Source organism: Burkholderia sp. Bp8984, from assembly GCF_003853755.1.
Taxonomy (GTDB): domain Bacteria; phylum Pseudomonadota; class Gammaproteobacteria; order Burkholderiales; family Burkholderiaceae; genus Burkholderia.
Map to the genome: position 1 here is coordinate 191,138 of NZ_QTQN01000009.1, position 12,103 is coordinate 203,240.

Consider the following 12,103-nt stretch of genomic DNA (forward strand, 5'->3'; position numbering starts at 1 on the left):
CATAGAAAAACATACACTATCGACGTTCCCGCGCAGGCGTCAGTGGAATATTAGCCTTTAACTCTTTCGCTAGATGTTCACCAGTTTCCAACGCCTTCGCAGCAGAAGACAACTCGCACTCCCAAACAATGAAAACCCTCCAACCCAGGTCTTCTAGCTCGATCTTTACGCGAGCATCCCTCGCCATGTTCCTTTCGAATTTCTCAATCCAAAACTGGGTATTGCTTTTCGGAAGCGTAGCAATTCGACAACCCTCATGACGATGCCAGAAGCAACCATGAACAAATACAACTGATCTGAGCTTAGGAAGCACAATATCAGGCCTCCCGGGAATTTTCTTATTATGTAACCGATAACGAAATCCCATACGATGAAGAATTTTACGCAAAGTCAATTCGGGGAAAGTGTCCTTTCCCCGAATCCTGGCCATTCTCTCTGACCGCTCCTTCCGCGATAGAAAATCGACCATCTTGCGCTTCCTCGCCAGATCAGCCTTTCATTAGCTCATAAAATGGCAAACCTCTGATTACCTCACCAGAGACGCCAGCCGTCTTATAAAGACAATGATGATTTTGAAGTGTCTTTACGCGCTCTGAAAGCTCACCAAGATCCGCAGTAAAACCCAGGGCACCAAGCTCTGCAGGAGTGACATTAGGCACCTTATGAATGAACCATGTAAGCAACGGATCCCTATAGTCCGTAACACCCGCCTTGAAGTGCCTAAGATATTGCGAGGCCAAAATAACACCCGCGCCAAACTCTCGCCCTTGCAAAAGCAACTTGCGAAGCACATCGAACTCATATCGCATGATGTTATCCGCCTCATCGACAAGAAGATATGAATCGATCACCCTCAATTGCGGATCACTCCCAACAAATGGCCTCTTGGGGGTTTTTAGCATATTCTCATAGAACATGTTCAACATGATCGCAACGAGCATGTTTTTACTACGATCATCTTGCCCCATCGCATCAAGCGATACCACGACAATTCCATCCAGAAAGTCGTCAAACGATTTAGTCTTACCAGGATCCTTTTCGAACACCTCCATATCCACAAGATCATCGATAATCGCCATCGGCGAGTCCGACTTCCCACCGAGAAGTTCACGGTACTCTGAATGAATGTCATAGATGGTCGGCTGGCGCCCTAACCCCGCACATACATTATATGCATTGCGGACAGCGCCTTTTAGCTTGTCACGCTGAACCGGGCCTATTCCGGAATACACTTTATCCAGAACATCGGCAAAAAATCGGAAGCGATCGAGCCATGGAGCCGCGGACTCACTTATCGATGACGTATCGAACAGATTAAGTGGCAGCCCCGTCGGTCTCACAACACGCGCGCCCGTTGCCTCTACGAACTCCGAATTGCTGTAATCCCGCTTGTAATCGAAAATCAAAAATCTCGGCTTTATGTCGCGATTTTCGTGCGTTGCCGTTGCAATCTGAAAAATTAGAGACTTAAGCAACTGAGTCTTTCCCGTCCCCAAATCACCAACCACACCAATATTCAAGTGATTTAAACGAGTATCAGATATATTCAAATATAGGGGGCGCGGCTCGAACCCATCAACGCTCTTTCCAATTGATAGAATAATTCCTTGAGCATCCACTTTTTCGGCGACAACAGTTTCCTGCAGAACATCTTCATATTGGTTGACATCTTGACTTTTCAATTCGTCTTCCATATCAGAAATATTCTGAATTGCCGTCAGCGTCGTAGGAGCACGTTCCTCTTCGTCACGCTCCACTACTACATCAATTTTCCGCTCTTTCTCTGATGCACTACTGTCAGCATTGCACACTGGAAAAAGTTGCCAATTTCCGACTTTTGCGCGTACAGCCTCGTAAAACGCCTGAGCATCGCCGGCGACCATCCTCCCAGCGTCGCTCGACGATATAGATATACTTTCGGAGAAGCCATCCCCGTCATAATCCATTGCATCACTTGTCGACGTGCCATCAACAATAATTAAGCGTCCCTTACCATCAACGGTAATTTCTGGGCACGGTCCGGATAGTATCGCCGCGGCAATGCGTTCATGGTAGGTTGCCCAACGGCCAGCATGTTCCTTGACGAGTTTGTGTTGGCTATACACGCGCAGTCCGAAGCCGATCATCGATAGCAGGAGATGCTGATAGGCGAGTTTCCATATCAATGATTTCCCTGCACGCTCTTCCATGGAGCTAAGCAATGTGGACAACGCTCTAGCCTGACCGAGGGCATCTCGCGCATCGTTTGGACTGAGTACCACGCTCTGCTGACGACACTTCACCTCAACGGGAGTGATGTGAATACGCACCGAATCCTCGCAAAGCTTAACTCCAACCACGAGTAGGTCGGGACGAGAAAGCGATGCGTCCTTACGCTCCTTACCGATCGATCGAGCCATGTCCGCGAGGTAACCCCTGAACGGGTCCACGGGAACGATGACCGCTATAGATGCGTCCTCCGGTGAACCAGATAACACCGGTAGGATGCTATTCAAATCGCCCGATGTTCGGAACTGATCTTGTAGCAATCGGACGGCAAGGAACAGGCCGAGATCTCCCGTTGCCCCGGAGTCATCGGCAGAGAGGCCGCGGATCGTAGGAATTCCTCGTCGAGCGACCTCGAGCAAAATCTGTTCGATGTGGTCATCTGGCAAATCTTCGCAACCAGGCAGGGGGTAGAGAACCCTTCCTAGCGAATCGCGATCTGCATCCCGGACCTGAGACAGCAAGTAGTAGCCACTTGTGTCACCTGCACGATGCGAATACGACGGCAAATCGTAATCCCAAAGGTAAGTGCCCTTGATCCATCCCCCGAGGAAGCAGGCCGGATCGATCGCAGAAGACGACACTGCGACGAAGCCGGCCTTCTTCTCCTCAAGCATGTTGGAAACCGCATGTACATTAGGCGCGAACTGCAATCCCGTCGCGTCGTCGCCCCCGCCTTCAAGTAAGCTAATGCAATGCGCTACCTTATCGACAAGAACCTCGCCAGACAGTGGCGCGGGAAACGCTCGCCGTGATTCGCTAAGAAAAGCTCCATGTAGTTGGCGCCTAATCCGATGACGAATAAGGCCCCCAATCCCAAGTGGAGAACGTATCCCTACATCCGCAGATTCCGGTTGGGCAGAATCCAGCTGAGCAATAATTCCGAGATCGGGTTTCGTTCCGGCAGGTTGCTTGTCAAACCACCGGACACGATTGCCGGTATCTTCGGAGAGATTTGCGATACTAGCCTGATCTGGACGCGAACTAAGCGGACGCGTGTCGAAGACCTCGAGTATCCGGGGGCCAATGCTTGGTCTGATGGCAGATGCATCGCCGTTACCAAAGCGCCGGGTACACCAATTGGCCAACCCCTCATTGCAAGCGTCGGATGCCCCTCCCCCACTGGACAAAACCAAGCTGACAACGGGTTTCGCTGCAAGCAGATCAGAGACGTCCTCCAACGCCCGAGCCACCTGAGCAGGACTAAAGCCACTCGAAATACCTCCCACAACTAACCCAAACGCATCATCGAATGGGGGTTGCCTCGACTTGTCTGCAATTTGGCTCAGGCGCGATCCATTCCATAGCACCGACCAGTAGTCCGAATTGCACTCGACCGACAAGAAGGGGACCCGATCGACACCAGCTGGGCCCCCTGGCGCTTGTAGGGACATGATCAGTAGATCCGGTATGCAATCAGGATCCAAAATGCTGGCAGCAGGACAGGATAGCGAGGCATCGCCATCGGTTGCGTCAAATAGCACTTCCTGCGCGAGACAATGCCATGCTAAGCGCAAGGGGTGCAGTGGCGACAGGAGAACCGCGTCTGGAATGCGCGAAAGCGTATGGCCATCGGCCTCCCTCGGGCATACTGCGACCACATCCACCCAACAAGCAACGTCACGGTCTACAGCAATCCACGACGCGTAGGCGTCAAGATACTGCTCGATCAGGGTACGGAAACTAGCATCACGTGCAAGCCAGACTCCCAGAGGCGCTGACTCTAGGAGACCGGCTTGTTCGCTTGTCTGCCTTACACGACGAGCAATCTCTCGCCGCGCCTCCACAAATCCCTGTGGGGGCACAAAAAGCGACGCCTCAGGCCTTGGGTCATGAAGAAACCGTGCTTCCGACAGAACAGGGCCAACGGGTAGCTCCCAATCCGGTGACGCCCATTTTGCGGCGTAGTCGTCTGAAAGGACCAGCGGGACAAACGACCTACTTACATTCTGCTCGTCAAGGATCCACGCCTGCAAACTCGATGAGCGAGCGTGACGATCTAGCTGTACTACTGCCTTAGCATCGAACTTCTCCAGATGCCGCCGATTGAGCTTGATCAGCCGCTCAAATTCGCTCCTGCACCCTTCTTCTTTGACTTCCTCACATGTGACAAATACTCGGCAGGTCTGTTCACGCTCGCCCAGTCTTTGGAAGGAGACTTCCAGCTGGCAATTACCCTCAGCCTCGACTTCTACTTGATAGTCACCGTCCTTAGTGAGATGAAGCTGAAGCGCTTGCGGAGGCTCCATGACTTGCTCAGTAGCGTCGTCAGAAATTGCCGCGGCACGAACAACGGAGACCCCCGGAGAAACGAAAAAAAGAAGCTCGTAGCGGCCAGGACCTGGAACAGAAAGGGCGGCTTCCCAATCGACACGAGCGCTGCCTTTTCGCGGCTTCTTGGGTAGCAGCACCTTGGTTGCCAAGCGTGATGTAACGATAATGCCAGGCAGCCAGCTTAAAAGCGAAACAACTCTTGCCGTAGCTGATTTATGGTCGGCGGCGGTCACCTTATAGCTAGCTGGGGAACGCTGACCGCCTGACGGCAAGATATCGTGGCATATCGCCACACCGTCGACACTGATTTGGGTTCCGGTCTTTCCGTAGCCCCCGCCAGTGAGACTAACGTCCACTTCGACTTCGCCGCTCGAAAGACCGGTCGAAATTGAAAGATCGACGCCGGATCGAACAATGGCAGGCACGCCCTTTGCCGGAGGCAAGATCGCGTTTGTACAAGTAATCGCGAGATCGCCTGACTGCCCGTCCGGCTCCTCAGCAAGAAGTTCCGCCCAGCATTCAGTCGAGAGAACTTGCCACCACGACGGTGGCGGCTGCAACTCGAGGGTATCTGATGGCAGGTAAAACGCTGGCGCAGCACGCTCAAATTTCGTGGGTACTTCGCACGTTGCCTGCACATGCCCAAGAAAATCTGCCAATGCCCGCTTTACCGGTTCCGTCGTTGTTGTAGTCAACAGACGCTCGACGGCCGTCTTGAATCCGTCTGCCATTTCTTCGGCGAGTTGCTCCAGAATACTGAGTTGCGTCTTGGAGGAAACCCCGCCGTCATACATTTGGGGCACGCCACAAGCGAGAGCTAATGCCGCCCCAGATGACAGTCCACCTTTATTTTCCTGAATTGAATAGAGCCGTGACAGCAACCGCCAGGTTCCGGCACCAGGCGCCACCTCATCCATAGCAGCAGCCGTTTTCCCCACAAGCTGCCTTGCATCATCGAGCAAATTTTCCGGGATACCAGCGTCTTTTAGTGCTCGCGCCACCAAATTCTGAATAAAACCATCCTCCCACCATGTTTCAAATGCGACGTGACTGGTGCTGTTGGAGGCATTAACGCCGAACTCTTCCGTCGTCGATGCTACGGACCTGTTGCTATGCTGGTCCGGCGGCATCAAGGCAACGAAACTCGCCATGTTTGGATCGTTGCGAATATGCAAGAGATGGCTTTCGTCACACCGCCCCGACTCTCCAATTTCCGGATTACGGACGACAGTACGACCTGCTGGCAGCTGCAGCAATACTGGAAGCACTGTTTCATTTTCGTCGGGACCAACAACGCTTATACCCCCGGAAAGAGCAAGTTGTTCGAAAATCTGCTCGAGAATCTCCAGCGGCGGCCCATGAAAGACGAATCGGGCCTCAAGCTTTTCACTCAACTGCCCACGTGCCGCAGCCGTTACTTTTTCTCGAATAATGTTCGCAATTGTTTGTACGAGTTTCGTCATACCTTATTGTCCACGGCCGGTGTGATAGGAAAGGGGGGTAATAGCAACATCCCACTCTCGGCATCAGGGCTATCGAGTACGAGACCGAGCATCCGAAGTTGATGTCCTAAATCATTCCGAGCTATGTCCTGCTGATCAAGTGCAATTCCGTAAGCAGCGAGGTGCATACCTAATTTATGGATCGATCTGGGCCCACCAGCGCCCGCTAGAGCACAATGGACAAACGCAAGTACCGCAACCGGTCCAAGCGATACAACCCAAGGACTGGAGGGACTGCTGCCCTTCTTCTTGAGTACGTATCCTTGGTCATATCCTCGAAGCAACTGGACGGCCGTCTGGCGCTGGCCGAGCGCATGCCGCGCGAATTCAAGCAGGTTTGCGCCGATTCCTTTCTTGCAGCTCAGTGCCCGAGCCTCCTGCTCACGGATCTCCGCCAAGGTTGTAAAGATTCCGATCGCTGATAACGCCTGCCGATTGTCACGAATGTGCTGGCACAGACTAGCGATACCCACGCTTGACGAAATATCACCGTTGTATGGAGTACCCAAATCTGCGAGTGCCCATAAGAGTCCGTTTATGTTTAAGCGAGAAGATAGGTAACTGGAAGCCTTGTCTTTCAACGCATGCAAAGCCTTGCCACCATAGGTCATGTATTGGGCAGCCTCTGGGAAGACAAAGCTTCTCGCCGCATCCGATCCTACAGGGCCATTCCCTGCAAGCGCATCGGAAAAGCAACGCCAAGTCTTTGTGTGCACTTCACACAGCCATGTAACGTGTGCGACTGCCGCAGTCCTAAGAACAGCTTCGAGCAAGCTCGTCCATTGTCGACGTGTCATGGTTGGCTTGGCTCGAATGAGCGCTTTCAGGTCCTTCGCGAACTGCCGGGCAGGCATAAATCGCACGCCATCAAAATCGTCGGCCGAGAGGTTTGCAACATCTCCTCGCGAGACTGGAGCAAGTTTCCAGGGCGCATGATTGGCCCAGACATTTGTTTCCTGCTCAAGCCATCTCGCAAAAACATCATCGTGTTCGTTAACGCTGAGGGCCGAAAACAAAGATTCCCAGAGTTCGTGCGCAGCCTCATGATCCCTGGAGCCGAGCCAAACCATTCTCCTCACAAGACTTCCAGCGGGCCACGAATTGCTACTCAGCCGGGCCGACCCAGAAAAAAGCGCAAGAGACGGAACAAGCGGGGTCACTTGTAAAAATCGCTTTGCCGATTGATTCGGCAGCTTTGGGCTCTCAAGCACACCATGGAGAACTGTATTCCAATCCTCTACACGCACCGTTGCCCCGTCAGGTGGCCCCTGTCGCTTGTCACGTAGTCTCTGTAACCGCTGCTCAAGATCTCGTCCTGCTTGTGGAACCCCGCCCTCACCGACAGACTCAAAACCAATGGTGCGATAGAGTGCTGCGACAAGCACTTCGGAGCTTGCATATTCCGGTGCAGGGCTTATGGCTAGCGAAGAATCCTTGTATACAGAATGCGATGTTTTCCACGGTGCTTGTCTGAATTCAGTAAGTGTCATACTTACACTCCTCCGTGGACCGAGAAGAAGCTACCGTTCCAGGCCGTCCCGATTTCCGTACCATCTATACCGATGCGGATCTTCGCGTCTGAGAGTACATCTAAATCTCTCACAATTGGACCAGACAATCTCGCCTTGGTCGCATCAAGCAGCGCAACAACGGTTCGCGGTAGAGCCGCCGGAGATAGGCCTCTCTCCAATTCCTTGACAGCCTTGAACAAGTCGTAAGTTAGCGCGATAGTTTGCGTCGATTGTCCATGCCCAACCTCGAGGAAACAGATAGGAGAACGAGGCCGCCCCGCCGTGGGCAATTTGGGTATTCGGACTTTTCTAACATCAACAACAAGCGTTGCTTGCCTCTGTTGAGGCGGAAGTGGTTGCCCGAACGTAGTCGCCAAAGAAACTTCGAAATCCTTTCCGCTGTTCAACAGATCCTTTACCTGTGCGGCTACCTCAAAAAGTCGCTGGCCCTTGTCATCGTCCTCCACGACCCTCTGGAAAGATTCGAGAATTTCCACGTCAGCTACGACGGACGAGCGAGTACAAATACTGCGCCGAGCAAAACGGCAGGCGAAATCACGCAGAACTCGCTGGATGCGACTGGCAGCGGTAGGATTTCTCCGACGGATAGTCGGTGAAGAGAGTAGATTGTCTGCTCTTTCTAGTTTTCGCAGCAAGTTGATTTCATATTTTGCAAGCACCTGATACCTGCGAATGAAATCTATCCCGCCGGTAATAGAGCGACTGAATCTGGTATCCAACTCACCGAGCTTTACCTTACTTCGCATGCTAACTGCCACTTCGATATCTGGACTAGCCATCGCCGGATCCAGAAGCTCCACCTGACTTTCAAGCAGATCTTCAATAGTGGCCGGAAGATACGAATCCTTTCGTTCGTGAAGAAAATATTGAAGACCGAGGATTACACGAACCTCACTAATTTCTTTTCCGAGCCCAAGATCCTTTAGGCTTTGCCGTAACACGCCGACGGCATCGGGATTCCAACGATGAAATAGCGCGTGCTGATAACCGGATGTCGCAAGATCGAACGGCGCCGTGAGCTGCTGGCGCTTAGGATTGGCAATTTGCTCTCCTTCCTCGGTTAGCTGCTTGAGGTTGGCAGCCCAATGACATGAATCGCGATGCTTGCCGCGCTCCGAAGGGCTACGGCCAGCAAGCAGATACGAAATCAGGGAAAGTAAATCCCGAAAGCTCCACCGCTTGCCAGTGGCCAATTCGTACCACCGGAGAATTCGCAACAAAGCGGCACGATTATCTTCTCGCGCCAGCAATCTCTGGCTATAGCAAAAAGGACACTCCTCGCCAGCGGGACATTCCCCAGAATTAGGCCAATAAGTAGGAGTAGTGGCATATGTCAGCAGTGTCAATGCGGGAGGAACCAACTCGCCCCCGGGGCTGACTAGCAGAGACTCTACATCCATGGGCCAAACGGCAACTTCTGGAAATCCATCAAGCGGCCAACACGAAGGAGCTGTTGACGAAAGACTAACCGATCGTGTGATTGTCTCTAGAAGAGTGCCAGCTCGCTCATGCCCATGATCAAGTGCATAAATCAACGCATCGTCAAGGACGCCACGATTCACACAACATAGATAGTATTGCCCGCTTGATTCACAGAGCAGTTCGTCCAGCTCCTGAAGCAACAGTTGAGGCGCCGCGCTTCCTTCTTTACCGGCAGTCGCGGATGCATCCTGCACGATTGAAAGAAACATCGGACGGGGGTTAGACGTGAGGCTACCCACATCTACGGACACAACTCTATCGACGGCTTTCCCAGGCGGCGGATGAAAAAATTTCGAGAGTGCATCTATGACTTCGTGCTCCGCTCCGAGGCGTGCACCGAGATGACGGATAGTGTGCTCAATAGCTTCGGTTTTTCCATTACCAGGCCCGCCGACAAGCAACAATATCCTAGGTGCATCTTGCGCACCAGAAGCCACGTCCTCAGCCCATGCTTCCAATCGCGAAATCAGATTCGTTCTGAGCAACTCCTTGCCCGGCCGGCCACTACCGGGATCGAAGAGGCGCTTAACCCCGCCGGAATGATGCCCGGCCCATTCGAGCAGATCCCTGGGGAATCTGGGACCCGCCGTCGACATATTATTCATTATTCCCCTTGTTGGTCTGTTATGCCACGGCCCTCATCGAGTCTTGTTTGCGCCTGGCATCGTGATTCTTTTGATACGAAAATATCCACTCAAGCTTATCTAGAATTGCAATGGCTGCAAGACCAATTGCCTCTGCGAGTAATGGTGGAACCGCATTACCCACCTGAGTATACCTGGGACATTCCTTCGTCCGCCGATCTCCTCCCGTCGTAAATTTTCCGCGGAATCGGAACCAGTCTGGGAAACTTTGCAGTCGAGCGCTCTCCCTGACCGTAAGAATCCGTGGCTCCGAATAGTGGAGAACGTCATCAGGCAATGTTGTGATCGTGGGGGCTGGCTCAGACGGGGACATTACATATATCCGATGCTTCTTGAGACCAAATTTCGCGCGACTCTTTTCGTTCATCCGAACACCCTGTTCGCATTCCTTGATGATCTTCTTGAACCTTGCTCGGACGTCATCCCGATGCCTCGCGAGACGCATGCTATCCATAGCATCAATTCGACAATGCCTGTGCATTAGTCGCTGGTAATTGGTCAGTGGTCCAATATAATGAGCTTCTTCAAAGCCGCTTGCGGAAAAAGGATCGGTACAAGGTTGTTTGGATGTTCGTCCAACCAAAAGATCTGATATCGCGTCCTCTGCTGTTATGAGGCGAGTCTTGGGTAGTCCATATTTAGCAAGTAGCTCTGTTCGCACGGCTTCAAGCATCTTAAATGCATACATGACGCCACCTTCTAGATGGGATGCTAAAGATCTCTCTATGCCGATAACGATAAGTCTCGAGCGACGTTGTGGTACACCGAAGCGAGATGCATCGATAATCTCCCCATGGACTTCATAGTCGATTGCCTCAAGACTTTTTTTCAGTTTCTCATAGAACGATTCATTCGTGGATTCTTCATCCGGCTCCCTGCTAGCGTGCGCGACCTTCATTCCTGGTACATTCTCAAGTACCAGAATAGATGGTCTGATGGTGTCGACAACCTCAACGTATTTTTCAAACAATTGATTACGAGGGTCGTCGGCCTGTCGACGGCCGGCAAAGCTAAACCCTTGACACGGAGGCCCGCCGGCTAGTATCTGCACCTCGCCCTTCAGGCTAGCCAGATCACCCCGGTGTACGTCCAACAGGTCGTCAATACCCCATGCCTTCTTTTCCAGCCAGAACGGCCACTCGAATTTTTCGATCGGTACCTTTCTATCACCTAGAAAATTGTCGGAGAACGTGTCAAATGCCATGGCATCTCGCTCCACAGCAAATCGTCCTCGGATTCCCGCCATAGAGAGGCCTAATGACAAGCCGCCACAGCCTGAAAAGAGATCTATGAATTCGTAATTAGGCATGTCTTAAGTTACTTTCCTGGCTTCGTGCCGCCTGCCGCGGGTGGATTAGAAACAATTACCTCAATACTGCTCATGGCCCCGTTCAGGACTAGCTATTTCCTGAATACTCAGTGGGCGGCCTTGTCGCCAAACTGCTTTGGGAAAACATCTTCGCGAAGTCGCCTCGAGCCGGCCATGCCGCGGAAATCGCGGGCCAACACCGCGATTTCTGCGAATTTAATCACGTAACGACTCCCTTCCAATCGCTTGTGCCATCCAAGATGGAAGGATCGCGCGCGCTGATGCCAGCGCCTGCCACTCCGGTGGCGGCAGAGTACGTCGCAATGCCACCAAGGCTTTGCCCGCATGTGTCGGACCAATCCATGCCAGAGCTCGCACGGCGGTACCTGCTGGACTGGTACCGAGCGCAAGCATCCAATGTGGGGCATGGACGACGAGTACTTCCACACTCCCCAACCTCAACTTTCTTGTACGCCCAGACGTCAGATATATTTTCCGTGTCGGTGCCTGCGTCGTTAAGCCGAGGAGATTGGCAGCACTCGCTCCGTGATGTGCGACAACTTCTCCTGTTTGTTCTGCCATCGCTTCGACGACCTTGTCTAGGGCAGGTGGGCGCGCACCGGATTGACCGACCATAGGTGCAACATATGTACCTCTCGCTATGCGAAGAAGCTTTCCCTCCTTTGCAAGGCGTGAAAACGCCTGATCAACAGCAGCCCTACTTCCCAAATGCAGAAATTCTTTAGGCGAGGTTACACCGCCCTCTGCAAGGGATTGCGCGTGCTGCAATATTGATTCTGGCAACGTGTTCATATCTGCCTTTCGCGGTGTGAGAATCTTACGCTAGTTTCTGACATGCGTCTTTCTCGGATGCCACCAAGGACACGTGCCATGCAATCCTCCCAGACCGCGTGGCTAATCGGCATTCAGGCGACCAGTTAGCCCTCCGACGAAGAGTTAGATGCGAGATGCTAGTCGGACTCTTTCTCGCTCCATCGCGATGGGGCAGTCGGACGGTTTGACCTGCGGCGGAATTTTGTAGCCAGTCAAGCAGTGAGTCTCGCGTCGATATTATCGGAATCCAGCCAGGCTCGA

At 52.6% G+C, this 12,103-nt stretch carries 6 protein-coding genes; all 6 read right to left on the reverse strand.

Going from position 1 to position 12,103, the window contains the following annotated elements:
- Positions 1-16: 16 nt before the first annotated feature.
- The gene (locus DID98_RS12555) at positions 17-469 is read right to left on the reverse strand and encodes a very short patch repair endonuclease (protein WP_124570793.1); all 453 of its coding nucleotides are present in this window, start codon (positions 467-469) and stop codon (positions 17-19) included.
- A gap of 19 nt (positions 470-488) precedes the next feature.
- Positions 489-6,002, reverse strand: coding sequence for an ATP-binding protein (locus DID98_RS12560; protein ID WP_124570794.1), 5,514 nt, complete (start codon positions 6,000-6,002; stop codon positions 489-491).
- Positions 5,999-7,531, reverse strand: coding sequence for a hypothetical protein (locus DID98_RS12565; RefSeq protein ID WP_124570795.1), 1,533 nt, complete (start codon positions 7,529-7,531; stop codon positions 5,999-6,001). The genes DID98_RS12560 and DID98_RS12565 overlap by 4 nt, the downstream gene beginning before the upstream one ends.
- Positions 7,532-7,533: 2 nt before the next feature.
- Positions 7,534-9,513 (reverse strand): hypothetical protein, encoded by a 1,980-nt coding sequence (locus tag DID98_RS12570; RefSeq protein ID WP_260428064.1) that lies wholly within the window; start codon positions 9,511-9,513, stop codon positions 7,534-7,536.
- A 166-nt stretch (positions 9,514-9,679) separates the two neighbouring features.
- On the reverse strand, positions 9,680-11,008 hold the full coding sequence (locus DID98_RS12575; protein ID WP_124570797.1) for a DNA cytosine methyltransferase: 1,329 nt from the start codon (positions 11,006-11,008) through the stop codon (positions 9,680-9,682).
- Between the two features lie 216 nt (positions 11,009-11,224).
- Entirely contained in the window at positions 11,225-11,821 is a 597-nt protein-coding gene (locus tag DID98_RS36065) for a DUF6088 family protein (RefSeq protein ID WP_124570798.1), read from the reverse strand.
- Between the last annotated feature and the right edge of the window lie 282 nt (positions 11,822-12,103).